This window comes from Novosphingobium fuchskuhlense, from assembly GCF_001519075.1.
Taxonomy (GTDB): Bacteria; Pseudomonadota; Alphaproteobacteria; order Sphingomonadales; family Sphingomonadaceae; genus Novosphingobium; species Novosphingobium fuchskuhlense.
The window spans coordinates 1,573,056-1,596,934 of sequence record NZ_KQ954244.1 but is presented as its reverse complement, the minus strand read 5'-3'; the positions used below and the strand labels follow the sequence as shown (position 1 = coordinate 1,596,934).

Below are 23,879 nucleotides of genomic sequence, written 5' to 3'. Positions count from 1 at the left end.
AAAACGTTCGAGGAGGACGCCATGGCCCAATTCCCAAACAGTCCGAGCTTCACCGGGTTCAACACGCCCTCGCGGATCGAGGCAGACATTGCCGACCTCGCACACGAAGGCACGATCCCGACAGAGCTAAACGGCGCGTTCTTCCGCGTCCAGCCCGACCCGCAATTTCCCCCACGTCTGGGCGATGATATCGCCTTCAACGGCGATGGCATGATCACCCGCTTCCACATCCACGATGGTCAGGTCGATTTCTGCCAGCGCTGGGCCAAGACCGACAAATGGAAGCTGGAGAATGCCGCGGGCAAGGGCCTGTTCGGCGCCTACCGCAATCCGCTAACCGACGACGAGGCCGTAAAGGGCGAAATCCGCGGGACCGCCAATACCAACGCCTTCGTCTTCGGCGGCAAGCTCTGGGCGCTCAAGGAAGACAGCCCCGGCCTGGTGATGGACCCGGCCACCATGGAAACCCATGGCTATGAGAAGTTCGGCGGCAAGATGATCGGCCAGACCTTCACCGCGCATCCCAAGGTCGATCCGAAGACGGGCAACATGGTCGCCATCGGCTATGCCGCGGGCGGCCTGTGCACTGATGACGTGACCTACATGGAAGTGAGCCCCGAGGGCGAACTGATCCGCGAGGTGTGGTTCAAGGCCCCCTACTACTGCATGATGCACGATTTCGGGATCACCGAGGATTACCTCGTGCTCCATATCGTTCCCTCTATCGGCAGCTGGGAACGGCTTGAGCAGGGCCTGCCCCACTTCGGCTTCGATACCACGATGCCAGTCTACCTCGGGATCATCCCCCGCCGAGACGGGGTGACGCAAGACGACATCCGCTGGTTCAAGCGCGGCAACTGCTTCGCCAGCCACGTGCTCAACGCCTGGCAGGAAGGCACGAAGGTCCACTTCGTCACCTGCGAGGCGAAGAACAACATGTTCCCCTTCTTCCCGGACGTCCACGGCGCACCGTTCAACGGGATGGAAGCGATGAGCTACCCGACCGACTGGGTGGTCGATATGGCCTCAAACGGCGAGGACTTCGCCGCAATCGTGAAGCTCTCCGACACGATGGGCGAGTTCCCCCGTATCGACGACCGCTTCACGGGCAAGAAGACGCGCCATGGATGGTTCCTCGAAATGGATGTCCGCCGCCCGGTCGAGCTGCGCGGCGGCAGCGCCGGCGGTCTGCTGATGAACTGCCTGTTCCACAAGGATTTCGAAACCGGCGCCGAGCAGCACTGGTGGTGCGGCCCCGTCTCCTCCCTGCAGGAACCCTGCTTCGTCCCCCGCAGCAAGGACGCGCCTGAAGGCGACGGCTGGATCCTGCAAGTCTGCAACCGGCTGGAGGAACACCGCAGCGATCTCCTGATCTTCGATGCGCTCGATATCGCCAAGGGCCCCGTCGCCACGGTGCAGATCCCCATCCGCCTGCGCTTCGGCCTCCACGGCAACTGGGCCGATGCGGCCGATATTGGCCTCGCCGCCTGAAAGCTCTTCCCGGCCTCTCCGGTTATTGCTATTGTTTATAACAATAACCGGAGAGGGAGAGTCTGATGTCTGTTCGCCTTTGGCATGCCGTGCTGGCTGCAAGCGTTGCCCTGGCCCCCGTGGCCGTTTCCGCGCAGACGGCAGCGCCTGCGGGTCCATCCGCCACCGTCATCTCCATGCGCGAGCAGTGGCTGAACCCGGCGATCAACAGCTTCACCTTCCGCGATACCGACAAGGTCTTCGAAAACCGCGCCGTGCCGCGCTCCGGCCCGGCCTGGCCGCTGGAAAACGGGGCGAAGCTCGCGATGCCCGTGCACAGCACCGGCAGCATGGTCCTTGGCTACGAGGGGTGGGCCGACCGCACCTTCACCAATGCCTTGCTGGTTATGCGGGACGGCAAGATCGTGTTCGAGGACTACCGCAACAAGTCTGACGCCACCACGCACTTCATCTCGTTCTCGATGGCCAAGACGATCACCGCGCTCCTCGTCGGCATCGCGCTGGGTGAGCACAAGATCCGCTCGCTCGATGACAAGGCGGGCGACTATGTCCCCGAACTCAAGGCCGGCGGCTATGGCGATGCCACGATCCGCCAGATCCTCCAGATGCGCTCGGGCGTGGACTACGAGGAACGCTACGATTTCGGCGAGCATCCCAGCCTCGCCGCGACGATCCACATGAAGGCGATCGTGCGCAACGAGATGCGCTTTGCCGATCCGGCCATCACCATCGGCAAGAAAACCGCCCCCGGCAGCACGTTCAACTACGCCACGCTCGATACCGCCGTGCTCGGCTGGATTCTGGAGCGCGCGACGGGCGAGAAGCTGGAGACCTACACCGCCAGCCGCCTGTGGGGCCCGCTCGGCGCCGAAGCGGGCGCGTTCTGGATGGCCGATGGCCCGCCGGGCACGGGCCGCGCCTTGAACGGCATGGGCTACAACGCCGTGCTGCGCGATTTCGCCCGGCTCGGCCAGATGATGCTCGACGGCGGGAAGGCAAACGGCCAGCAGGTCATCCCCGCCGGCTGGGTGGGGCAGATGACCACGATGATCCCCTTCACGGCTGACTATGCCAAGAAGGCGGAATTCAAGGGCTATGGCTTCCAGACCTGGCAGGTTGACAGCGAACCCGGCGCCTACAGCGCGGTCGGCCTTGCCGGCCAGTTCATCTACGTCCACCCGGCCACGCGCACGGTGATCGTCAAGCTGAGCTACAACCCGCCGGTCGAACCCGAATGGCTGACCCCGGAAGTTCTGAGCTATTTCCACGCCATCACGCGCGCGCCTGCCAAGCCGTGATCAAGCCCGATCTCGAATTCGTCTACGAAGCGACCGGCGATCTCGAACCGCCAGTCGCCATCGGACCGACGTACGACGGCACCCGGCGGATCATTCCCATCCTTGGCGGCGGCCGCGTCGAAGGCCCGCGCATCAAGGGCAGGCTCGTCGGCAACGCGGCGGACTGGCAGCTCACCCGCTCCGACGGCGTGACCGTGGCCGACGCGATCTATGCGCTCGAAACCGACGACGGCGTGGTGATCCAGATCCGCAACCGCGGCCTGCGCCACGGTCCCCCAGAAGTGATGGCCCGGCTCGCGGCGGGGGAGGAAGTGGATCCGTCCGCCTACTACTTCCGCACCGTGCCCGAATTCATAGCGCCGGAAGGACCATACGACTGGATGAACCGCTCCATTTTCATCTGCTCGGGCGCGCGCTATCCTCTGGGGATAAAGCTGTGGGTATGGCGGGTATTGTAAGACCGCCGCCGCATCCCGAAAGGAGCCTGCCTTGGCCCGTGCCGACCGCCTTGATCGCCTCGACCGCCGCCGCGAAGGGCTGGAGGAAGACTACCGCACGGCGCTGATCGCCGCCCTCAAGATCACGGCGGCAGGGAGCTGGGGCCTGTTTGACCACCGCCAGGACCGCCACGACCGCGCCCGCGCTGCGCCGGTGGTGGCCGAACTGGAAGGCCTTGCCGAAGAGATCGCCGAATTGCGTGAGCAGCTGATGCTGGACGAACCCTTTGCGCTGCACCGGCAGTTCCTTGCCGCACGCGGCCCGGTGCGCGCGCAGGCGGTAGGTGAACCCAAGCAGGCCCGCGCTTGGCTGGAGCGTCTGGAAGCCGAAACCGAACAGACCTAGCCGCTCGCGTCCGCTGCGGCTAAGGCGCAGCCTCGATCCGGCACGAAAGGCAGGCGCATGGCCCGCAAGCATTCCAAAGGCGGTTGGCGAGACGACGAGGACGAGGCCGCCGAGGCACCGCCCCCGCCGCCCTGCTGGCTGTGCGGCCGTCCTTGCGGTTCCACCATTGTCTGGCACCACCCCGTGCCCAAAAGCCGCGGCGGGCGTGAGACGGTGCCGATGCACGCGATCTGCCAGAACACGCTGATCACGAACTTCACCAATTCCGAACTGCAACGCGCCGGGATGGATGTCGAGCAACTCCTCGCCAACCCCGCCATCCGCAAGTTCGTCGATTGGGTGGCGAACAAGGACCCCGATTTCACCGCGGGGACGGCGAAGAAGGGACGCTGATCACGGTCAGGAGTCTTCCGAGAAGAAATCCTCGTCCAGACGTTTTACTTCGATTGTCCGGCTTGCACGCACGCCAACTCCGAACTCAACCATGAGGTCTGTGAGCCGTGCCCCGTCTATCAGTATTACACGCTGCTGAAGCGCACGTGCATAGTCCAGTGCCTGCTTACTGAAAACTGAGGTAGTGACGAAAACGCCTTTGTTTGCTCCCTGCCCAACCAGGCTGCCAACAAAGCCCTGCACTTCGGGACGGCCAACAGTCGATCCCTCAGCATAGCGCTTTGCCTGCACATAGATACGGTCCAAACCCAAGCGATCTTCGTCAATGATGCCGTCTATACCACCGTCACCTGACTTCCCCAATTTCCGGGCTGCGTCCTCGTGCGAACCTCCATAACCCATAGCGACGAGCAGATCGACAATGAGGTGCTCGAAGAAGACAGGCGACTGCTCCAATACCCTTGCAAGCAAGTCCGCTTTGAGCGCTGTGGTCAGCAATGCGTGCGCCGCATCGATTTGCTCTTCAGGCGTGATATCGGAGGGAGATGAAGCCGCAAAAACCTCACTTTCGACCGACTGCATTGCCCCCTTGGTGAAGTGATTATAGTAATTCTCGAATGCTGGAATTCTCTTCAACGTGTCTACGTCAATCCGCGCGGGATGGCTGGCAAGTAGCTCGAGCCCGGAGGGCGATGCGACAAATGTTCCGCGCTTCGGACTATCTATAAGCCCGGCTTTGGTCATGTAGAATTTCGCCCAATGAATGCGGTTATGCAGCACTCGCTGGCGTCCGCTGGGAAGCATTTCCTCACGCTCCAAATCGCTTAGACCAAGTTGATCGGCGATGATCTGCGCAGCTTCTGGAACCCGGATTTCTCCTTTGGCTGCCAAAGTCAGTACAGGGAGCATTAGCGATTGATAGTCGGGTATAGCCATACCGCACTACCTAGCAAACATCGCTCCAGCGGCAACTGCTCAACGGCCCCTACCCCGCCGCCCGCGCCAGCAGGCCCTGCTCGTCGCGCTCTGCCCGCCGGGCGATCAGCACCATCAGCACCGCGATCGGCACGGCCACCCACTGGATGCTCAGCATGGCAAGGCGCAGGTTGCCCGTTGCGTCGGACAAGAGGCCCACCACATAGGGCCCGATACCGAGGCCCAGGATCGTCATCACCAGCAGGTAGAGGCTCGAGGTCAGCCCGCGCATCCGCGGCAGCACCTGCTCGTACATGATCGCGTAGAGCGGCGGCATCCAGCCCGTCAGGATGAAGCTGTAGGGCAGGAAGCGCCAGAAGAACGTCTCCGCATCGGGCGCGGTATAGACCCACAGCGACATCAGCGGCGAGGCCGCCATCGCAAAGAGCGCCACGCCGGCCCGGCCCGAACCCGGATACCGCTTCTGCAGCCAGTCCGATAGCGGCCCCCACAGCAGCGGCCCGACAATGCCCATGCCCGCCGAGAGCAGCCCGAACTTCAGCGCCGTCTCGCCCAGCGAGAGGTGGTAGGTGCGGATCAGGAAGGTGGGGTTGAACGCCATCATCCCGTAGTTGATCACCGACTGGAGCATGCCCACCGTCATGCACATGATCACCGTCGGCGAGCCCCGGATCACACGGCTGGCCTGCGGGTCGGACAGGCTAACGCTCTGCACGAGGTTGACGATCACGACGAGCCCGAACCCGATCACCGCCCATTGCAGGGCATGCGGGTTGACCGCCAGGCTGCCGAACACCAGCGGCGGGCGCGGCGAAATCGCGGTGCTGGCGAGGGTGAGCGCGACCATCACCGCCGCGATCACACCGATCAGCGCCAGATTGCGCGCGATCATCGCCGCCCCGGCCTTGCGCGCGCGCATCACCAGCAAGTGGAGGCCCGGCGTCACCGCGCCGAGCATTTCGAGGCTTGCGGCAAACGGGCGCGGATCGGGCGGCGTCGCGATGCCGTCCATCACGCCGCGCTCCGGCTCGCGCAGACCCCACAGGAACCCAGCCAGTACGAAACCGGGCGCAGCGGCGACGAGGAAGGCGAACTGCCAGCCGCGCAGCGCCGCGCCAGGATGCGCCATATCCCACCAGTTCGCCGCCAGCCCGCCGAGGATCAGCGATCCGCCCAGCCCCAGCGCGATGGCCGAGGCCATCACCGCCATCACGAACCCGCGCTGCCGCCGCGGCCAGTAGTCATAGAGCAGCGAGGTGCCCGCGGGCGAAGTCGCCGCCTCGCCGATCCCCACCCCCAGCCGGGAAAGCGCGAGCATGGCAAAGCTGGTGGTGAGGCCCGCAAGGCCGGTCGCGGCAGACCAGAACAGCAGGCTGATAGCGAGCAGCCGCGTGCGCACCCAGCCATCGGAAAGCCGCCCCACCGGCAGCGAAAACAGCGCATAAAACAGGGCAAAAACGGTGCCGTAGAGCAGCCCCATCTCGGCATCGCCCACGCCAAGGTCCTTCTTGATCGCGGGCGCAAGGATCGCGAGGATCTGCCGGTCAAGCAGGCTCATCGCCTGGGTCAGCGCGAGCAGAACGAGTGCGTAGCGCCCGCCCCGGGCGACAGCCGTGGGAAGCGTCGGCGTGCCGGCCTCACTCACAGCTTGAACCAGCGCTCGGCGTTGGTCTGGAAGAACTTCTTCTTGAGCTCAGGCGCCATATCCATTCCGTCCATCGCGCGCACCTCGTCGGCCACGTACTGATAGGGATAGTCCATGGCATACATCACGCGGTCCTCGCCCACCACCTGCTGGCAGAACTTGATCGCGGGCTCCCAGGCCACGCCCGAATTGGTGATCAGCACGTTGCTGCGCATGTATTCGGCGATGGTCTTCTTCAGCGGCTTCATCCGCTCATACCGCTGCGAGCGCACGCCGGCCTGGTGCATGTAGTCCAGCCGGTAGAGCCAGTAGGGCAGCGCCTCGCCCATGTGGCCGACCATGATCTGCAGGTCCGGATACTTGTCGAAAATGCCGATGGTGATGAGGCGCAGCAGGTGCATCCCCGTCTCCACACCGAAGCCGAAGATCGCGCCGTCGAGCCCTGCCTCCAGCATCGGCCCGATCATGCTGTCGGGCGAAGTGGCCGGATGGATATAGAGCGGCTGGCCGACATCGACGAGCGCGCGGAAGATCGGATCGAACTTGGGATCGTCGAGATATTCGCCCTGCGTGTGGCTGTTGATCTGGATCCCCTTGAACCCCAGTTCGCTCGCCCCGCGCCGGATTTCCGCCGCCGACCACTCCGGGTCCTGCGGTGCGACCGTGCCCAGCCCGATGAAACGGTCCGGATACTTCTCGCAGGCCGCCGCCAGCGTATCGTTGGCGCGCGAAGCAATGCCCTTCGCCTCATCCATATCCAGCATCGGCTGCACGCCGGGCGATGTCAGCGCGAGAATCGCCTTGTCGATCCCGGTGGCGTCCATATCAGCGATGCGCTGCTCGCCCAGATCAAGCAGCCGGTCCATGATCTGCGTGGCGCGTTCGGACGGGCTCGTGGCGTAGAAACCCCAGAGCGAAACCATCCCCTTGTCCGCCGTCCCGTCGCGGATCATGCGCAGGAACACGTCGATCTGCTCGCGCGTGGCGAAGGCTTCCTCGGTCGCGATGCGCAAGTAGCCCTGCGCGCCGCTGGTCTTGAGTTCGGTCATGCTCTTGTCCTTATCCTTCGTGGACGGCCTTGGTCACCATGCAGGCGAGCACGCCTTCCGGCCCGTCTTCAGACCCATGGCCCGACCAGCGCACCCCGCCAAACGGCGCATCGGCACCGCCGATCATTGTGGTGTTGATGCCTACCATGCCCGCCTCGATCTCGCGCGCCAGACGCTGCTGGCGCTTGCCGTCGCTGGTCCAGGCATACGCGGCAAGGCCATAGGGCAAGCGGTTGGCCTCGGCGATCATGGCTTCCTCACCGACATAGCGGTTGATCAGCGCGACCGGGCCGAACGGCTCCTCGTTCATGATGAGCGCATCGAGCGGAATGTCCGAGAGCACCGAAGGCGCATAGAAATAGCCGGCATTGCCGATGCGCTCACCGCCGGTGTGGAGCGTTGCGCCCTTCGCGACGGCATCACCGATCAGGCGGTCCATCGCCTCGGGCCGGCGCGGATTGGCCATTGGGCCCATGCGGATGCCCTCTTCCAGACCATTGCCCACCGTCACCGCTTTCGCCCGCTCGGCAAAGCCGCTGCGGAAGCGGTCGTAGACGCTTTCCTCCACGATGAAGCGCGTCGGGCTGACGCAGACCTGCCCGGCGTTGCGGTATTTGTGCGGGACCACGGTATCGAGCACCCGGTCCAGATCGCTGTCGCCGAACACCAGCACCGGGCCATGGCCGCCCAGTTCCATCGTCGTGCGCTTCATGTCTTCGGCGGCGAGCTTGGCGAGGTGCTTGCCAACCATGGTGGAGCCGGTGAAGCTGAGTTTGCGGATGATCGGCGAGCCCAGCAGGTGGCGGCTGACTTCATCGGGCACGCCGAACACCGCCTGCGCGACCTCCTTGGGCAGCCCGGCGTCGAGCAGACACTGCAGCACGCCCAGTGCCGAGGCCGGGGTTTCCTCGGCGGCCTTCAGAATCACCGAACACCCGGCCGCAATCGGCGCGCCCAGCTTGCGCCCCGGATTGCCGAGCGGGAAGTTCCATGGCGCGAAGGCCGCAACCGGACCGACCGGCTCATGGGTTACCGTTGAGCGCATGCCCTCAGGCCGCACCAGCGCGCGGCCATAAAGCCGGAACACCTCGCCTGCGTAGAAATTGAACAGCCCGACGTTCATCAGCACTTCGATGCGTGCCTCGGGCAGCGTCTTGCCCTGCTCCATCGTGGCAATGCGCGCGAGGTCCTCCTGCCGCTCCAGCATGAGCTTGGCGGCGCCCTGCAGCACGGCGGCACGCTGCTGCGGCGTGGAGTTGCGCCACAGCTTGAAGCCGCGCTGCGCGGTTTCCAGCGCGCGGTCGAGATCAGCGGCCTCGGCCAGCGGCAGTTCTGCCAGGGTCTCGCCCGTCGCCGGGTTGACCACGGCATGCGTGCGCCGCCCGCCACCGGTCACCCGCTCGCCGTCGATGATCATGTGGAGCGAAGGGTAAGCGGTCACGTCATATCTCCAAAATCATTCCTGCCAATCCCGTCTACCCTGAGCTTGTCGAAGGGTAGTCCTGTCTTTGCGCGCGCGGCAAAGAAAAGCGGTCCTTCGACAAGCTCAGGACGGACGGTTTTGGGGCTGAGTTCGTCTTCCCTCCCCCTCCACATAGGATAGGGTACGGGGATCGGCCTGCTCACCCCTTCCGCGCGTTCTCGCGGTCGATATCACCCTGCCAGCGCTGCGCCACGATTTCCTCGCCGGTGACGGGGTGCTTCATGTGGAAGGCGTTGAGCTTGTGCGTCGGCCACAACCAGTGGTCCTTGATAAGCTCGTCCGGCCCGGTCGGATCTTCCGGATAGGTGACCTTGGGAAACGGCACATATTCGTGCGGCGTGTTGGCCCAGCCGTGCTCGAAATCGGCGTGCCAGATCGGCATGTAGTTCAGGATGTGCATGCGCCACACGCCGTCCACCTTCTTGTAGGTGTTCTCGTAAATGCCGCCTTCCCACCACTGGCGCGCCTTGAGGTGCGGGGCATCGCCTTCATAGTCCTTGTGGCGGCCGGCCTGCATCATCGAACGCGCGCGGCCGAAAGCGATCTCGCCGCCGGGCTGCACATTGATGATGTCCTGCAGCTGCGGGTGATCGAGCAGGAAGCCGTCGATCGGCCCGTTGTTGCCATAGGTGAAGCGCTTCTGGAACCGCTCGCAATAGAGCCGCCGCACGCCTTCGCGCGTCTTCCACACCCCGCCGAAGAAGCGCACTTCGCCGTCTTCGGTGAACAGATCGACCGTCTCGTTGTAGAGGCACTTGTCGATCAGATAGCCGTAGAGGTGCTGCAACTTGCGGATATCGAGCTCATCCTCGCGCACGGTGAGGCGGCGCTCCAGTTCGGCCAGCTTGCCTTCCAGCGCTGCGATACAGTCTTCGGACATCCAGACTCTCCTAATTAGTTTGTATACCTAACAATCATGATCCGGCGCGTCGTTGTCAACGGGCCATCTTGTTCAGAGCCCTGCCGCCTCCAGCCGCTCAACTTCCTCGCGGTAGGGCCGGATTGCGCGGACCATCAGGAATGTCGCGAGCGGCAGCAGCGTACCCGCGGTGATCAGCAGCGCCTTCCACAGCTGGTGCGGATCGCCGATCACCACGTCTTGCACGCGCCCCACCAGGAAGCTGCCCATCGCGCCGAAAAAGGTGAACATGAACAGGTAGAACGCCGTCACCTGGCCCCGCATGGCATTGGGCGCCACGCGCTGGACGGCCGCATTCTGGGGCACCGCCCCGGCCATGCCGAACATGCCTGAAAAGCCGAACAGGATCATCGAGCCCCACGCGGTCGGCATGAGAATCGCAGCGATCGAGCTCACCGTCGTGCCGGCAAAGCAGATCGCCGCCGCCCGTACGTTGGCGTCCTTGTGCCGCTTCGCCAGCCATTCGACCATCACGCTGCCCAGCAGCAGGCCCGCCAGCGAACCCGCCAGCACGGTAACGCTGAGCGCCGCGCCGATCTGCGCCTCGTCCCAGCCGAAGGTGCGCACCATGAACGGCACACGCCAGAACTGCAGGCCGAACACCTCGACCGCGCTCAGCGCCAGCGCGCCGAACAGCGGATAGTAGACGCGCGGCTTCGCGTTGATCGCGCGCAGCGCATCGAGCCCCATGAACGTCAGCACGCGGCGCCCCAGCCCCGCGTGCTCAGGCACCTTGGGCGCATCGGGCGCAGGGGCGAGGCGCGCAGGCTCCTTCACCGTCAGGAACAGCAGGCCGACCAGCAGGCCCGGCAGCCCCATCACGATCAGGATCCACTGCCAGCCGCGAATGGTCAGCGGGCCCAGCACCGTTGGTGCCCAGCTTGCCGACATCACCACCAGCTTGCCGCCGATCAGCGGCCCCAGCACCGTCCCGCCGATGAAGCCGAACTGCAGCAGCGCAAAAGCACGGGTCAGCCGCTTGGGCGGAAAGGCATCGGCGAGCAGCGAGTAGGACGAGGGCGCATGAGCCGATCCGCCTGCCGCCAAAAACACCCGGCTGCCGACGAACTGCACGAAAGTCTGAGCCAGACCGCCCAGCGAGATCACCAGCCCCACCGCCGCCGCGCCGCCTGCCAGCACATACTTGCGCGGATAGATATCGGCGAGCCGCGCCAGCGGAATGCCGACGAAGAGGTAACAGATGATGCTTGCCGGCCCGGCCAGGAAACCCAGTTGCGAATCGGTGAGGCCGAAATCGTGCTTGATCCGCTCGGCCAGCATCCCGAACGTGACGGCATCGAAAAAGGTGATGAAGGTCGCCAGAACGATCACGGTCAGCGCCCAATAGGCGGCTCCGGCCGAGGGCCAATCTCGCTCCGCACCCGGGTCTGCCGCTGCACCCGGATCGGTCAAAACCGTCGGACCCGCCATCCTGTTTCCTCTCGCCCGGCCGCCCCGCGCTGGAATCGCCGGAGCCCTTTTTCGTCTCGAACAATTGTTAGTCTTGCATACAATCTCGGCGTGGTGAATAGAAAAGGCAATCTAACAATCGGTGGAGTCAGAAAAGACCCCCCGCGCCCTCAGGAGAGCGATCATGCAGAACCTCCCCGGCAAGACAGCCTTCATTACCGGCGGTGCCAGCGGCATCGGCCTCGGCATCGCCAAGGCGCTGCTGGGCGCCGGCATGAACGTGGTGATCGCCGATATCCGCGATGATCACCTCGCCGCAGCCGAAGCCGAACTCGCGGGCGGCGAGCGCGTCCTCCCCCTGAAGCTCGACGTGACCGACCGCGCCGCCTATGCCGCTGCGGCAGACGCCGCCGAGGCGAAGTTCGGCAAGATCCACATCCTGTGCAACAACGCCGGGGTCGCCGTCGTCGGCCCCACCGAGCTCGCGACCTTCGCCGATTGGGACTGGGTCATGGGCGTCAACCTGGGCGGCACGATCAACGGGATCGTCACCGTGCTGCCGCGCATCCTTGCCCATGGCGAGGGCGGCCATATCGTCAACACCGCCTCGATGTCGGCGCTCGTCCCGGTCGGCGGCACCACGATCTATTCCAGCGGCAAGGCCGCCGTCACCGCGATGATGGAATGCATGCGCCCCGAACTCGAGGCGCGCGGCGTGATCTGCTCCGCCTTCTGCCCCGGCGCGGTCCAGTCCAATATCGCCGAAGCCGGCAAGACCCGCCCCGCCGATCTTGCCGAAACCGGCTATGCCGAGGCGGACAAGCGCCGCGCTTCGGGCGGCAACTTCATGCACCTCTACCAGACCAAGGAAGACGTCGGGCAGCGCGTGCTCGAAGGCATCCTGAACGACGAGCTCTACATTCTCACCCACAGCGAATTCCTCACCGGGGTGCGCGAACGCGGCGAGGCGACCACGGCGGCGGTGCAGACACACCTGCCCGAAAACGACGAATACAAGCAGACCTTCGCGATGCTGTTCCGCAATCCGGCGATTACCGCCGAGATCGCGCGGCAGGACGCACTGAAGGCCGCGCGCCAGAAATCTGACCAGACGGGAGACGCAGCATGAAGGATTTCGCAGGCCGCACCGCCTTCGTCACCGGCGGCGCCAATGGCGTCGGCATCGGGCTCGTTCGCCAGCTCCTCAATGAAGGCTGCAAGGTCGCCATCGCCGATATCCGGCAGGACTCCATCGACAAGGCGCTCAAGAGCCTCGACAACCGCGAGGTCATGGGCGTCCAGCTCGACGTTTCCAGCCGCGAGGGCTTCAAGGCCGCGGCGGACGAGGTGGAGGCCAAGTTCGGCCCCGTCTCGATCCTGTGCAACAACGCGGGCGTCAACCTGTTCCAGCCGATCGAGGAAAGCTCGTTCGACGATTGGGACTGGCTGCTGGGCGTCAATCTCCACGGCGTGATCAACGGGGTGATGACTTTCGTGCCGCGCATGGTCGCGCGCGTGAAGGCAGGCGAGCAGAAGGGCGGCCATGTCGTCAACACCGCCTCGATGGCCGCGTTCCTCGCCGCCGGCACCCCGGGCATCTACAACACCACCAAGTTCGCCGTGCGCGGGCTTTCGGAATCGCTGCACTATTCGCTGCTGCAGTATGAAATCGGCGTCTCGGTGCTCTGCCCCGGCCTGGTGAAGAGCTACATATACGCCAGCGACGATATCCGCCCCGACGAACTCAAGGGCGCGATGAAGCCGGTCAACAGCGAAGCCGTCGAGCGCCTCGCCGGCATCCACGAATTCGGCATGGAGCCCGACGTGATCGGCGCGCGGGTGATCGAGGCAATGAAGGCCAACCGCCTCCACATCTTCAGCCATCCCGACCACAAGGACGAGATGCGCGAGATCTTCGACGAGATCATCGCCGAATATCAGGACTACCCCAAGGACCCCGGCCACGACCAGCGCGTGGCCTTCGAGAAATTCCGCCGCGACGCCTTCGCGCAGGCCCGCGCCAAATCGCGCGCGGCGGATTTCTGAAGCGTCAGGCTGCTTCGGCCAGCCGCTCGGCCAGCCGGTCGAGGATGTGCTGGTTGAACGCGTAGCGCTCCAGCGCATCGGCATCGAGCATGTCCGCGCCGGCTATCCGGCCAAGGCACGCGCTGCTGCCGCACAGGCAGTCGAACGCGCGGTCCATTGTCCACTCGGTCGAAGGATAGAAGAAGGTGCATTCCTCGCCCGCCGCGATATCGCGCAGCGCTATGATTTCCATGCGGGTGGTGTCGAAGAACACGTTCGGTTCGCAGCTGTGGTTGATGTACTGCAGATGCTCGGGCGCGAGCAGGATGTGCGTCTCCGGCCCGGTCTGCACGGTCAGGTAGTTCGGCGTCGCCAGCGTCTCGCGCGCACCGAACTGTGCGAGCACTTCGTCCTTGCCGATCGCCACCGCGACCAGTGCGCGGCTATATCCATCGTCATTCCTGAGCACGTCGATGCGCGCGTCGCCTGCAACCCTGATTTCCATCGGAAGCCTCTCCGCCACAAAAAATGTGAGCGGAAATTAGCGTCCGATCAGGATGCCCATCAAATGAACTCGTCGTCATCTCCCGGTCATGCCGGGCAGCGCCAAAGCCGTTCAGGCACAGCCCAGCAGGATCTGCAGGGTCTGTTCCGGCTGATCGCCCATCACGTTGTGGCTGGCCTTGGCCTCGTGGTATTCCCAGCCCTGCTCGGTCGTCACCCGCTTTACGAACTTGCGGAAGGGTGTCGGCTCCCAGGCATTGGCGAACACATAGATGCGCCGGCCCACTTTGGCTTCCTCGCCGGTAAACTTCACCGCTTCCAGCAAAGTCAGCAACGGGTGCCGCGTCAGCACCGGGCTTTCCAGCCCCGGCAACGGCGCCACCCCGCCGGGGGTGAATTTCTGGCTGTCGATATAGTGATGGTGCTCGAAGTCGCCGGTCAGGTCCCACAGCGATTGCCCGTCCTGCGGCAGGAACGCATCGATGTAGATCAGCGCGGTGATCCGCGCGCCCAACCGCGTCGCCACGCCGGTCACGATCATCCCGCCATAGGAATGACCGACCAGCACGAACTTGTCGAAGCCGGCCGACGAAATCTGATTGCACACATCGTCGATGTGCGTCGTCAGCGTGATGCCCGGATGAAACTCGCCCTTGCGCGTCCCCAGCCCCGTCAGCTGCGCCAGCACCACGCGGTGCCCTGCCGCGCGCAGTTCGCCCGCCACGCGGTCATAGCCGAAGCTGCCGCCCCACGCGCCATGGACCAGCACATAGTCCGTCATGCCGGAATCCCGTGCTTGGCGTTATAGGCGTGGATCCACTCCAGCGTCTTCACCATGCCGCCGAAGGGATAGAAGTGCAGCCGCACGCGGCCATGCTGGGGGCCGAGCCCCTTGGCAAAGGCATCGACCAGCTTGTCCGGCCCCGCATTGCCGAGGAGGTTCGTGACGGAAATCCCGTACTTGCGCAGCACCGCCGTCGAGGCACCCACGCCGCAGCGCGCGGCAAAGGCCAGCAGGCGCTTGATCCCCGCCGGCCCCGGCACGCCGATCCGCACCGGCGCATCGATACCCAGCGCCCGCAGCTTGAGCAGCCAGGCGAGGAAGGCATCGGGATCGAAGCCGAACTGCGTGACGATCAGCGGCGCCATGCCGCGCGCCTCGATCTCGGCCACCTTTTTCACCAGAACGTCCCAGCATTGCTGTTCGGTCATGTTGGGGTGGCCGTCCGGGTGCCCCCCGATGCCGATGGCCTTGATCCCGCTGCGCTCGAACGCGCCCGTCGCAATCAGCGCCGAGGTATCGAAGTAAGGCCCAACCGGCTCGGGCGGATCGCCCGCCACGATGAAGGCGCGCTGCACTCCCGCCTGCTCGACCACGGCCTTCAGATAGCCCTCGAAGTCATCCTCCGAGGTGATCCGCCTCGCCGAGAAATGCGGCATCGGCTCGAAGCCAAGCTCGCGCACCGCCACAGTCGCCTTGACGCGCGCGGCAACATCCTCACCGGGCAGGAAGGTCACCGCAATCGGCGTGTCGACCGGGATGAGCGGCGCGGCCTCGCGCAGCGAGCCCTCGTCCTTCGCGGTCATTTCAAGGCTGAAACCGTCGGTCACGCCGAGCGGCGGCTTATCCCAATTGGGATGGATCAGTGCTGCGGCCATGGCAGAGTCCTCTTCCAGAGACAGCCCCTCCCCCTCGTTGGAGGGAGGGGCAGCGTGCCTCAGCGGCCGGTGCGCCAGCCTTCGGCGTAGTTCTCGCGTGCAACCCGGCTATAGGGCACCGAGGAGACGATCGCGCGGACTTCGATCTGCTTGTGCGGCTCGACCGTGGTCTTGCGCGTGCCGCCGTTCTCTTCGCCCCAAACCACGCGCACTTCGGTGCCGACCGGAATTTCCGGATCGACCGTCGCCAGCGAAAGCGCCTGCTTCTCGTTGTACGAATAGCCGGTGAACATCGAGAGGCCGACGGTCTTGCCGCCAGCATCGACCACGCGGTCGTAGTTCGACGAGGCGTAGTTCGCCAGCGGCACGTCGAAGAACTTGTACTGCTCGCCGTCCGGGTTGAACAGCGAAGCGGTGATCTTCGCCATGTCCTCGGGGTTCCACGCCAGCGTCACCTTCTTGCGCTGCTCGGCGGGATTCAGGGCTTCCAGCGCCTCGCGGCCATGGAAATCGTGGTCGAACTTGACGAACGGACCGTAACCGAGTTCCCACGGATTGAGGTAATAGTCCTCGATGGTCTCACCCACGAACGAGCCGCCGATCGAGCCGGTCGCTTCGTACGAGTCAGCACCCAGCCACTCGCGGAAGCCCTTGAGCTTCTCGCCGGTGTAGATCGCCGGCAGCGGCGAGGGGATCCAGCCCGATTCCAGCGTGTTCGAAGGATAGGCGCGGCTGCCGCAGGCGATCAGGCCGAATTCCTTGCCCGCTTCCAGAATGGCAGCACGGATTTCTTCCTGCTCGGCATAAGGACCCCAGATTTCGAGGCCCGGCGCGCCCGACATGCCATGGCGCAGCGTGCGCACGGTCTTGCCGGCGATGTTCATCGTGCTCATGTTGAAGAACTTGAGTTGCTCCAGCGGGCCGCCATGCAGCTTCTCGATCACGTTCCACGCCTGCGGACCCTGGATCTGGAAGCGCCATTCCTTGCGGGTGACGGGCTTGCCCATCGGGCGCATCGGCGAGCGGTCATCCAGCTCGATCTCGACATCGTAGCCGCCAGTCGCGCCGTGATAGCGCAGCCAGTTCGAGGCCGGCGCGCGGCCGACGTACGTGAAGCTCTCTTCTTCTTCCCAGAAGATGATGCCATCGCCGATCACGTGGCCATAGGGCGTCGTCGGCACATACTGCTTGGCCTTGTTGACCGCCCAGCCCTTCGAGCTGTTGATCATCGTGTCCGACAGCAACTTGCCCGCGTCCTTGCCGCGGATGTAGAGGTTCACCATGTGGTGCGACTGATCGAACAGCACCGCAGAATGCTGCCAGGCCCACTGCTCGGAACGCCAGTTGGAGAATTCCGGCGCCACCACCGGATAGACATAGGCGCCAAGCTGCGAATTGCGCAGCATTTCAACGATATTGGATTGGCCCTGAAGGACCTCTTCGAGGTTCGCTGCCATGCCTTCTCTCCCGATCAAAAATGGCTGGTTGAAATTTGTATGCAACACATACAATATCACGACAGATTCGCAATGCCAAATTGTGCACGCCCCATGCGGGCGAAATGCATTGCTGGCGGCGAGCGACCGCGCGCTCTATGGCGCGCGCGGCCCACGAATGGACGGGGAGAGATTTGAATGACTGCACCAGTGATCCTGACGCTTTCGTGCGAGGACAAGCCCGGGATCGTCGCCCGGGTTACCGGCAACCTCTATGAGGCCGGCGCCAACATCCTCGAGGCGCAGCAATTCGACGATACCGAAAGCGGCCGCTTCTTCATGCGCGTCGTGCTCGATCCGGGCTCGGGCGATCACGATACGCTGCGCGGCGCCTTCGCGCCGGTGGCCGAACAGTTCGGCATGGAATGGACGATGCGCGATGCCTCGCAAAAGCGCCGCACCGTGCTCATGGTCAGCAAGTTCGATCACTGCCTCGGCGATCTGCTCTATCGCACCCGTATCGGCGAACTGCCGATGGAAGTCGTCGCGATCATCGGCAACCACCCCAAGGAAGCGCTCAACATCACGCTGCTGGGCGATGTCCCCTATCACCACCTGCCGATCACCAAGGACACCAAGCCGCAGCAGGAAGCACAGGTGAAGGCGATCGTGACCGAAACCGGCGCCGAACTCGTCGTGCTGGCGCGCTACATGCAGATCCTCTCGGACGACATGGCCTCGTTCCTCAATGGCCGATGCATCAACATCCACCACTCGTTCCTGCCGAGCTTCAAGGGTGCCAAGCCCTATCACCAGGCTCACGCGCGCGGCGTGAAGATGATCGGGGCGACCGGTCACTACGTGACGACCGACCTCGACGAAGGCCCGATCATCCACCAGGACGTGACGACCGTGACCCACGCCGACACGCCCGACGATCTCGTCCGCAAGGGCCGCGACGTGGAACGCCGCGTGCTGGCCGAAGCGGTGCGCCTCCACCTCGAGGACCGCGCGCTTTTGAACGGCAACAAGACAGTCGTGTTCCGCAGCTGATTGTGTGGCGGGCGGAAGCATGAAATGCTGCCGCCCGCAGCACTTGGGAGAGAACAATGCAGGTCAACTGGCTCGATCACGTCAACGTGATCACCGACAAGCTCGACGAGACCGCCGAGTTCTACAAGGCGCTGCTGAACCTAGAACGCCGCAACGCCCCGCCCCCGCTGACGCCCGAGAACGCGCAGTGGATGTACGACGCCGGCGGCAAGGCCATCGTCCACATCAACTCGGTCGATTGCCCCCGCGCCTTCGACCGCCACGTCGAACCCGGCGCCCTCACCGGCGCGGTGCACCACGTGGCGCTGAATTGCTCGGGCTATGACGAACTGATGCAGCGGGTGGACGCGCTCGGCACTCCGTTCCAGCGCAACACCGTGGACGCCATCGGCCTCAGGCAGATCTTCGTCAGCGATCCCAACAACGTCCTGCTGGAACTCAATTTCTTCGGGGATTGAGGGGGGGACTGTACGCCCTGGATTCCCGCCTTCGCGGGAATGACGAACCAAGTTTGCGCCCCCAAAACTTCGTCATTCCCGCGAAGGCGGGAATCCAGGGCGGCAAGCGCGAGCCCCACTACTCCGGCCGCTCCCCCGCCATCGTCGTGCGGTACATCTCCCGCCGGAACCCGTCGTAATCGTTCGGCGCCAGATGCAGCGCGGCGCGGTTGTCCCACATCGCGATCATGCCGGGCTCCCACCGCAGCCGGCAGGTGAAGCCGGCCTGCGTGATATGCCGCGTCAGGAAATCGAGGATCGGGCGGCTCTCCGCCTCGGTCATCCCCTCGATCCCCACGGCATAGACTTCATCCACATAAAGCGAGGGCAACCCGGTGAAGGGATGCGTGCGCACCAGCGGGTGAAAATTGCCCTGCAGCGCCGATGAGCGCCGGTCGTCATTGGCAAAGGCCATCGGCTTGCCGCTGATCCGCTCCTGCGTCGCCACGTTCGCCTCGGCCGACATGTGCACTTTCAGCGGCTGCAGCATCGCCTGCATCGCGGGGCTCAGCATCCGCCACGCCAGCTGCGTATCGGCCCAGGTCGTGTCCCCGCCATAGGGCGGCACCTGCACCGCGCGCAGGATCGTCACCGAAGGCGGCTCGTCGAGGAACGGGGAATCCGTGTGCCAGCCGCTGCCGAACAGCGCCTTGGTCTTCGTATCCGCTTCCTTGATCAGCGGATGCACATTGCGGTGCCCCTCCACGCCTTGCGTATACGCATCGACCGCAAAGGGCCCGAACCGCGCGCTGAACGCCTCGTGCTCGGAATGCGTGAGGTGCTGATCCCGCAGGAAGACCATCTTGTGCCGCCACAGCGCATCGCGGATCTCGTCGAAGGCTTCGGGCGCCAGATCATGCCCCAGCCGCACGCCAGCGATTTCCGCGCCCATCGCGGCGGTCAGCGGATGTGCGGTGATGTGCGCATAGGCCCGCGCCGCATTGTCGAAATCGCCCTGCGGGCTCAGCCTCACTTCGCGCATCAGCGTGTCTCCATCAGGCGGGAATCGCCCCCTCCAGCGCATCGGCGAGTTCGACCGGGCGCGAAAGGTAAGGGCTGTGATCGGCATCCAGCGTCACCACCCGCGCGCCGGGCGACATCGCCTGCATCCGCCGCTGGCTGGCGATCGGGATTGTGCGGTCAGCCGTGCATTCCACATAAGTACGCGGAAGCGAGCCCCACCGCTCCGCCGTCAGCGCCAGCGGCTCGGCGCGCGGCCCATGCGGCTCCGCGACGAGGCGCGGCAGCACATCCGCCACCAGCTCCGGCGGCGAAAGCTGCGCAAAGACCGGCCCGGCGCGCGCCGGATCGATCACCGTCGCCACCCCGCCGTGCACCTTGCTGATGATGGCGTCGAAATCCGGGTTGGGCTCTTCCAAAACCTTGAACTCGGCGCGGGAGACCCCCGAAGGCAGCATCATCGCGCAGATATAGACCAGCGCATCCATTGCTGTGGGATCACGCTCCGCCGCTGTGCTGACGACAAGCCCGCCTCGCGAATGCCCCGCCAGCACCACCGGGCCGCCGCCGAGCGCGGCTTTCAGATCGCGGCAATGCTGCGCAGCAAATTCACCCCATTCATCCAGCGTGATCGCCGCCATATCCTCAGGCGTACCGCCCATTGCCGGCAATGTCGGCGCGACAACCGTATGCCCCCGCGCGCGCAGCAAATCGGCTACCGGATCGAAACACCAGCCGCCATGCCACGAACCGTGGATTAGAACGAACCCCGCCATCAGCGCACGTGCCCCGACCAGGTGCGCAGACCCGGCGCCGTGCGGTCTTCGCTCTTGAGCGCCGCCGCCATGCCCGGCCGCGCCGTCACCCGCTCGCGCCATTCGACAAGGCGCGGCGCGCGCTTGGCGATCTCCATTTCCGGGAACATCCGCTCCACCATCATCCCGCAATGCGAATAGAAATTGATGTCTGCGAGCGTATAGCTCGCACCTGCCAGCCATGGCGTTTCCGCCAGCTGCTTCTCCACCTTGTCGACCGCGTATTCGATCTTGGCGGTGGCATTGGCGAGATCGGCCTCCGAAAAGCCCGAGCGCGCTGTTGCCCACTTCTTGCGCTGATCCGGCAGCGGGATGTTCTCAAGCAGCTTCTCGAACTCGCCGCTTTCGATGTTCCGCGCAATCACGCCCACCATGCGGTGCCAGCCGTGCATCGAAACGAAGTTCATCACCTGCTCGTCGACGAACTTATTCCAGTAACGCATCCTTGCTGCGCCGACCGCATCGCGCGGGCGCAGCGGGCCATCCGCCGGCTGGGCCTCGGGAAACACGTCTTCCAGATATTCGTTGATCACCGTGGTGTGCGTGATGATCGTGCCGTCGTGATCGAGCACGGGCACCTGCCCCTCAGGATTGATCGCAGTGAACCACGGCTGATGCTGCTCGAACTTGTGCAGACCGACGTAGATGCTTTCATAGTCCAGCCCCTTCTCCTTGAGCGGGGCCATCGACTTCAGCGAGTTGGCGAGCGGTTCGGCATGATAGTACTTGAGTGTCATGAGTTTACCTGATGGCAAGAGTGCCCAACACGCCGCCGTCCACGGCCCAGGACTGGCCGGTGACATGTGCAGCGGCAGGCGAAAGAAGGAAGGCGGCGACTTCTGCCACGTCCTCGGATGAGCCCAACCGCCCCTGCGGGACATTGGCGGCAAGCGAGGTCAGCTGCTCGGCCGGCACGCCGTCGAGCAACGGGGTCTCGATAAAACCCGGCACCAGGCAATTGACGCGCACGCCGTGCGCCGCCCCCTCCAGCGCCGCCGCGCGCGCAAGCCCGAGCACCGCGTGCTTGCTCATCACATAGCCCACGTTCATCGCCATGCCGCGCTCCGACGCGAGGCTACCGGTGATCAGGATCGCGCCGCTCCGCCGCGCCTTCATCGCCGGCAGGACATGGCGCACCGCCCAGAAGGCGGACTTCATGTTGACCGCCATCAGCGCGTCGAAATTGGCGTCCGAATAGGCTTCCAGCGGCGCAAACGTCCCGCCCGTGCCGGCATTCAGGAACAGCGCGTCGATCGGCCCATGCTGCACAGCTGCACTCTCCAGCGCCGCGATCAGCTGGTCCTGCTGGCCGACATCCGCCGCCGCCCAGCCCGCGCCCGCACCAAGCTCCGCGCACAAGTCGGCAAGCAACTCGCCCCGCCGGGCGATCAGCGTCACTCGCGCCCCGCCGCGCACCAGGCGCTGCGCCGCGGCCTTGCCGATCCCGGTCGAAGCGCCGGTGATCACCACATGCTGGCCAGCAAAGTCCACGGCGCTGCGCTCAGGCGAGGCCCAGCACGCCGAGCGCGTTGTCCTTCATGATGCCCGGCAGCACATCCTCGCGGAAGCCCACCTTGAGCGCGGCATCGATCCACTTCTGCGGGTGAATCAGCGGGAAGTCCGATCCGAACAGCATCTTTTTCCTCAGCTGCGTGTTGGCATACTGGATGATCTGCGGCGCGAAGTACTTCGGGCTCCAGCCAGACAGATCGATGAACACGTTGTCCTTGTGCAGCGCCATCGAAAGGCTCTCATCCACCCACGGCCACGAGGGATGCGCGAGGATCACCTTCATGTCGGGGAAATCGGCGGCCACATCGTCCACCAGCATCGGCTGGCCATACTTGAGGCGCACGCCCGCCCCGCCGCGCATGCCGGTGCCCATGCCGGAATGGCCGGTGTGAAAGATCGCCGGCAAGCCATATTCCGCGATCACTTCGTAGATCGGATAGCCCACGCGCGCCGCAGGCTCGATGTTCTGCATGATGTGGTGGAACTTGAAGCCCTTGACCCCGTAGTTCTCGATCAGATCCCGCGCCTCGCGCGCGCCCATCTTGCCCTTGTGCGGGTCGATCGAGGCGAAGGCCATGCAGATGTCGTCGTTCTTCGCGGCGAACTCCGCCACCTCGTAGTTCGAGATGCGCTTGGCCCCGATCCCGCTCTCGCAGTCCACGGTGAAGATGCAGAAGGCGATCTGCTGCTCGCGGTAGATATCCGCGATCTCGGGCATCTTGGGCCGTTCGCGCGGCGCCTTGAAGTAGGCCGATGCCGCATCGAAGAACTTCCCCATCACCGGATCTTCCGGATCGTGGCACGAAACCTCGGCGTGGACATGCACGTCGATGGCTTTGATTTTGGTGATGTCGATCACGCAGCAGACTCCAGTTCGGAAGGATTGTGGCGGGCCAGTTTCTCGACCAGCCGGTTGTAGAGGGTCACCCCGCGGTCGTGCGCGGTTGGCATGACTTTCGGATCGGGCGTCATGGCGATCACGCGTTGCTGCGCCTCGATCATGGTCTTGTCTTCGGCGAAGGCCAGCCCCGCCATTTTCATCATGCCATCGCGCTTGGCCGCATCGCCATGGCGGCAATGCGGACCCCACGAGAAGTAGTAGCGCGCCGTGCCTGGGCCGGTGGACGTCACGGCCTGGCTGGTGAAATTGAGCCCGGAGAGCGCGTCGTCCATCGCCGGAATGGCATCGCCCAGCCGCGCTGCGGTGCCTTCGGGATAGTTGGCCGACCACATCAGCAGAACGCCCGGCACGAGGAAATCGTATGTCTGATAGACCTCTACCGGCACATCGTGCGGATTGCGCCAATTTCCCACGTCGGCGGGCAGCCAGCGCGTCACGCGAACGCCGCGCTCGACCGGGGTGATCTTCGGCGGGTTTGCGGCAAATTCCGGCCCTGCCTGAAAGCTCTGCGCATGAACGTAAGGCAGGTGGCTGAAATCGAGCAGATTGTCGCAGATCAGGCGGGCATCCGCCGCATAATCAAGCTGGCCGTATCCCAGAATCCAGTCGGGGTCGGACGTGCCCACCGCGGGCGGGATCAGCGCTTCGTCCGCCAGCGCCGGATCACCCATCCAGACCCAGATCCAGTCGTGGCGGTCGGCCACCGGATAGGAGCGTACTCCGGCTTTTGGCGGTATCAGATCCTGCCCAGGAATTTCCAGAAGCCCGCCGTCCGGCGCGAACAACAGGCCGTGATACAGGCAGCGCAGGTTTTCGCCCTCGCATCGCCCAAGCGAAAGGGGCGCCAGCCGGTGAATGCAGCGATCTTCCAGCGCCCTGATAGCTCCCGAGGCACTGCGCCAGATAACCACCGGCTCGCCAAGGATCGAGATAGCAAAGGGCTTTTCCGCTGCAATATCGCAGCTCCATGCCGCGACATGCCACGCATTGCGGACATGGGTCACAGGATCGGCTCCCATGGCAGGGCCCGGCCGCGCAAACCTCGCGCAG

General features: G+C 64.6%; 25 protein-coding genes. 9 read left to right on the top strand and 16 right to left on the bottom strand.

What is annotated here, in order from left to right; translation table 11 throughout:
• Nucleotides 1-21: 21 nt before the first annotated feature.
• The 5 genes from AQZ52_RS07485 (at nt 22) to AQZ52_RS07465 (ending at nt 4,025) form a co-directional block, all read left to right on the top strand.
• The gene (locus AQZ52_RS07485) at nt 22-1,491 is read left to right on the top strand and encodes a lignostilbene-alpha,beta-dioxygenase (RefSeq protein ID WP_067908001.1); all 1,470 of its coding nucleotides are present in this window, start codon (nt 22-24) and stop codon (nt 1,489-1,491) included.
• A 65-nt stretch (nt 1,492-1,556) separates the two neighbouring features.
• Nucleotides 1,557-2,789 carry a serine hydrolase domain-containing protein gene (locus tag AQZ52_RS07480; protein WP_067907999.1) on the top strand — a complete coding sequence of 411 codons (1,233 nt, stop codon included), beginning with the start codon at nt 1,557-1,559 and terminating at the stop codon, nt 2,787-2,789.
• Nucleotides 2,786-3,247: a DUF3237 domain-containing protein gene (locus AQZ52_RS07475; protein WP_067907996.1), complete on the top strand. Its 462-nt coding sequence runs from the start codon at nt 2,786-2,788 to the stop codon at nt 3,245-3,247. The genes AQZ52_RS07480 and AQZ52_RS07475 overlap by 4 nt, the downstream gene beginning before the upstream one ends.
• A gap of 31 nt (nt 3,248-3,278) precedes the next feature.
• On the top strand, nt 3,279-3,632 hold the full coding sequence (locus tag AQZ52_RS07470) for a hypothetical protein (protein ID WP_067907993.1): 354 nt from the start codon (nt 3,279-3,281) through the stop codon (nt 3,630-3,632).
• A gap of 57 nt (nt 3,633-3,689) precedes the next feature.
• On the top strand, nt 3,690-4,025 hold the full coding sequence (locus tag AQZ52_RS07465; RefSeq protein ID WP_067907991.1) for a hypothetical protein: 336 nt from the start codon (nt 3,690-3,692) through the stop codon (nt 4,023-4,025).
• Between the two features lie 6 nt (nt 4,026-4,031).
• Here the strand turns inward: AQZ52_RS07465 and AQZ52_RS07460 are convergent, their stop codons facing one another.
• From AQZ52_RS07460 to AQZ52_RS07435, 6 genes are all read right to left on the bottom strand, one after another.
• The gene (locus AQZ52_RS07460) at nt 4,032-4,961 is read right to left on the bottom strand and encodes a restriction endonuclease (protein WP_067907988.1); all 930 of its coding nucleotides are present in this window, start codon (nt 4,959-4,961) and stop codon (nt 4,032-4,034) included.
• Between the two features lie 49 nt (nt 4,962-5,010).
• Nucleotides 5,011-6,606 (bottom strand): MFS transporter, encoded by a 1,596-nt coding sequence (locus AQZ52_RS07455; protein ID WP_067907984.1) that lies wholly within the window; start codon nt 6,604-6,606, stop codon nt 5,011-5,013.
• The gene (locus tag AQZ52_RS07450; protein WP_067907981.1) at nt 6,603-7,655 is read right to left on the bottom strand and encodes an amidohydrolase family protein; all 1,053 of its coding nucleotides are present in this window, start codon (nt 7,653-7,655) and stop codon (nt 6,603-6,605) included. Before AQZ52_RS07450 ends, AQZ52_RS07455 begins: the two co-directional genes overlap by 4 nt.
• Nucleotides 7,656-7,665: 10 nt before the next feature.
• Complete coding sequence (locus AQZ52_RS07445; protein ID WP_205626420.1) at nt 7,666-9,096, bottom strand: NAD-dependent succinate-semialdehyde dehydrogenase; 1,431 nt, start codon at nt 9,094-9,096, stop codon at nt 7,666-7,668.
• Nucleotides 9,097-9,277: 181 nt separating this feature from the next.
• Nucleotides 9,278-10,018: a nuclear transport factor 2 family protein gene (locus AQZ52_RS07440; protein ID WP_067907975.1), complete on the bottom strand. Its 741-nt coding sequence runs from the start codon at nt 10,016-10,018 to the stop codon at nt 9,278-9,280.
• Nucleotides 10,019-10,090: 72 nt separating this feature from the next.
• The gene (locus tag AQZ52_RS07435) at nt 10,091-11,488 is read right to left on the bottom strand and encodes an MFS transporter (protein WP_067907973.1); all 1,398 of its coding nucleotides are present in this window, start codon (nt 11,486-11,488) and stop codon (nt 10,091-10,093) included.
• A gap of 163 nt (nt 11,489-11,651) precedes the next feature.
• On the opposite strand from AQZ52_RS07435, the gene AQZ52_RS07430 reads away from it, so the two are divergent.
• Nucleotides 11,652-12,596 carry an SDR family NAD(P)-dependent oxidoreductase gene (locus tag AQZ52_RS07430; RefSeq protein ID WP_067907971.1) on the top strand — a complete coding sequence of 315 codons (945 nt, stop codon included), beginning with the start codon at nt 11,652-11,654 and terminating at the stop codon, nt 12,594-12,596.
• The gene (locus AQZ52_RS07425; protein ID WP_067907969.1) at nt 12,593-13,513 is read left to right on the top strand and encodes an SDR family NAD(P)-dependent oxidoreductase; all 921 of its coding nucleotides are present in this window, start codon (nt 12,593-12,595) and stop codon (nt 13,511-13,513) included. Before AQZ52_RS07430 ends, AQZ52_RS07425 begins: the two co-directional genes overlap by 4 nt.
• A 4-nt stretch (nt 13,514-13,517) precedes the next feature.
• Here the strand turns inward: AQZ52_RS07425 and AQZ52_RS07420 are convergent, their stop codons facing one another.
• The 4 genes from AQZ52_RS07420 to ligM form a co-directional block, all read right to left on the bottom strand.
• The gene (locus AQZ52_RS07420; protein ID WP_067907966.1) at nt 13,518-13,997 is read right to left on the bottom strand and encodes an SET domain-containing protein-lysine N-methyltransferase; all 480 of its coding nucleotides are present in this window, start codon (nt 13,995-13,997) and stop codon (nt 13,518-13,520) included.
• A 111-nt stretch (nt 13,998-14,108) separates the two neighbouring features.
• Complete coding sequence (locus tag AQZ52_RS07415) at nt 14,109-14,777, bottom strand: alpha/beta fold hydrolase (protein ID WP_067907963.1); 669 nt, start codon at nt 14,775-14,777, stop codon at nt 14,109-14,111.
• Nucleotides 14,774-15,655 (bottom strand): methylenetetrahydrofolate reductase, encoded by an 882-nt coding sequence (locus tag AQZ52_RS07410; RefSeq protein ID WP_067907960.1) that lies wholly within the window; start codon nt 15,653-15,655, stop codon nt 14,774-14,776. Before AQZ52_RS07410 ends, AQZ52_RS07415 begins: the two co-directional genes overlap by 4 nt.
• A 59-nt stretch (nt 15,656-15,714) precedes the next feature.
• Nucleotides 15,715-17,112 carry a vanillate/3-O-methylgallate O-demethylase gene (ligM, locus tag AQZ52_RS07405; protein ID WP_067907956.1) on the bottom strand — a complete coding sequence of 466 codons (1,398 nt, stop codon included), beginning with the start codon at nt 17,110-17,112 and terminating at the stop codon, nt 15,715-15,717.
• A 177-nt stretch (nt 17,113-17,289) separates the two neighbouring features.
• Between ligM and purU the strand changes: the two genes are divergently transcribed.
• On the top strand, nt 17,290-18,144 hold the full coding sequence (purU, locus tag AQZ52_RS07400; protein ID WP_067907953.1) for a formyltetrahydrofolate deformylase: 855 nt from the start codon (nt 17,290-17,292) through the stop codon (nt 18,142-18,144).
• 56 nt (nt 18,145-18,200) lie between these two features.
• Nucleotides 18,201-18,602: a VOC family protein gene (locus AQZ52_RS07395; RefSeq protein WP_067907950.1), complete on the top strand. Its 402-nt coding sequence runs from the start codon at nt 18,201-18,203 to the stop codon at nt 18,600-18,602.
• A gap of 118 nt (nt 18,603-18,720) precedes the next feature.
• On the opposite strand, the gene AQZ52_RS07390 is transcribed toward AQZ52_RS07395, so the two are convergent.
• The 6 genes from AQZ52_RS07390 to AQZ52_RS07365 are packed head-to-tail and all read right to left on the bottom strand — an operon-like array spanning nt 18,721 to nt 23,848.
• Nucleotides 18,721-19,623, bottom strand: a complete 903-nt coding sequence (locus AQZ52_RS07390) for a TauD/TfdA dioxygenase family protein (protein ID WP_067907947.1) — start codon at nt 19,621-19,623, stop codon at nt 18,721-18,723.
• Between the two features lie 13 nt (nt 19,624-19,636).
• Nucleotides 19,637-20,377: an alpha/beta fold hydrolase gene (locus tag AQZ52_RS07385; protein ID WP_169793722.1), complete on the bottom strand. Its 741-nt coding sequence runs from the start codon at nt 20,375-20,377 to the stop codon at nt 19,637-19,639.
• On the bottom strand, nt 20,377-21,153 hold the full coding sequence (locus tag AQZ52_RS07380; protein ID WP_067907941.1) for a glutathione S-transferase family protein: 777 nt from the start codon (nt 21,151-21,153) through the stop codon (nt 20,377-20,379). The genes AQZ52_RS07385 and AQZ52_RS07380 overlap by 1 nt, the downstream gene beginning before the upstream one ends.
• 4 nt (nt 21,154-21,157) lie before the next feature.
• A complete protein-coding gene (locus AQZ52_RS07375; protein WP_067907938.1) occupies nt 21,158-21,907 on the bottom strand; it encodes an SDR family NAD(P)-dependent oxidoreductase in 750 nt (249 codons plus the stop codon).
• 10 nt (nt 21,908-21,917) lie between these two features.
• Complete coding sequence (locus AQZ52_RS07370) at nt 21,918-22,787, bottom strand: amidohydrolase family protein (RefSeq protein ID WP_276203264.1); 870 nt, start codon at nt 22,785-22,787, stop codon at nt 21,918-21,920.
• Nucleotides 22,784-23,848 carry an aromatic ring-hydroxylating dioxygenase subunit alpha gene (locus AQZ52_RS07365; protein ID WP_240481478.1) on the bottom strand — a complete coding sequence of 355 codons (1,065 nt, stop codon included), beginning with the start codon at nt 23,846-23,848 and terminating at the stop codon, nt 22,784-22,786. Before AQZ52_RS07365 ends, AQZ52_RS07370 begins: the two co-directional genes overlap by 4 nt.
• Between the last annotated feature and the right edge of the window lie 31 nt (nt 23,849-23,879).

Excerpts from the sequence above, each read along its gene's own strand:
- AQZ52_RS07485 (WP_067908001.1), top strand. The coding sequence starts at position 22 with ATGGCCCAATTCCCAAACAGTCCGAGCTTCACCGGGTTCAACACGCCC.
- AQZ52_RS07480 (WP_067907999.1), top strand. The coding sequence starts at position 1,557 with ATGTCTGTTCGCCTTTGGCATGCCGTGCTGGCTGCAAGCGTTGCCCTG.
- AQZ52_RS07465 (WP_067907991.1), top strand. The coding sequence starts at position 3,690 with ATGGCCCGCAAGCATTCCAAAGGCGGTTGGCGAGACGACGAGGACGAG.
- AQZ52_RS07460 (WP_067907988.1), bottom strand. The coding sequence starts at position 4,961 with ATGGCTATACCCGACTATCAATCGCTAATGCTCCCTGTACTGACTTTG.
- AQZ52_RS07450 (WP_067907981.1), bottom strand. The coding sequence starts at position 7,655 with ATGACCGAACTCAAGACCAGCGGCGCGCAGGGCTACTTGCGCATCGCG.
- AQZ52_RS07440 (WP_067907975.1), bottom strand. The coding sequence starts at position 10,018 with ATGTCCGAAGACTGTATCGCAGCGCTGGAAGGCAAGCTGGCCGAACTG.
- AQZ52_RS07435 (WP_067907973.1), bottom strand. The coding sequence starts at position 11,488 with ATGGCGGGTCCGACGGTTTTGACCGATCCGGGTGCAGCGGCAGACCCG.
- AQZ52_RS07430 (WP_067907971.1), top strand. The coding sequence starts at position 11,652 with ATGCAGAACCTCCCCGGCAAGACAGCCTTCATTACCGGCGGTGCCAGC.
- AQZ52_RS07425 (WP_067907969.1), top strand. The coding sequence starts at position 12,593 with ATGAAGGATTTCGCAGGCCGCACCGCCTTCGTCACCGGCGGCGCCAAT.
- AQZ52_RS07420 (WP_067907966.1), bottom strand. The coding sequence starts at position 13,997 with ATGGAAATCAGGGTTGCAGGCGACGCGCGCATCGACGTGCTCAGGAAT.
- AQZ52_RS07415 (WP_067907963.1), bottom strand. The coding sequence starts at position 14,777 with ATGACGGACTATGTGCTGGTCCATGGCGCGTGGGGCGGCAGCTTCGGC.
- AQZ52_RS07410 (WP_067907960.1), bottom strand. The coding sequence starts at position 15,655 with ATGGCCGCAGCACTGATCCATCCCAATTGGGATAAGCCGCCGCTCGGC.
- ligM (WP_067907956.1), bottom strand. The coding sequence starts at position 17,112 with ATGGCAGCGAACCTCGAAGAGGTCCTTCAGGGCCAATCCAATATCGTT.
- purU (WP_067907953.1), top strand. The coding sequence starts at position 17,290 with ATGACTGCACCAGTGATCCTGACGCTTTCGTGCGAGGACAAGCCCGGG.
- AQZ52_RS07395 (WP_067907950.1), top strand. The coding sequence starts at position 18,201 with ATGCAGGTCAACTGGCTCGATCACGTCAACGTGATCACCGACAAGCTC.
- AQZ52_RS07390 (WP_067907947.1), bottom strand. The coding sequence starts at position 19,623 with ATGCGCGAAGTGAGGCTGAGCCCGCAGGGCGATTTCGACAATGCGGCG.
- AQZ52_RS07385 (WP_169793722.1), bottom strand. The coding sequence starts at position 20,377 with ATGGCGGGGTTCGTTCTAATCCACGGTTCGTGGCATGGCGGCTGGTGT.
- AQZ52_RS07380 (WP_067907941.1), bottom strand. The coding sequence starts at position 21,153 with ATGACACTCAAGTACTATCATGCCGAACCGCTCGCCAACTCGCTGAAG.
- AQZ52_RS07365 (WP_240481478.1), bottom strand. The coding sequence starts at position 23,848 with ATGGGAGCCGATCCTGTGACCCATGTCCGCAATGCGTGGCATGTCGCG.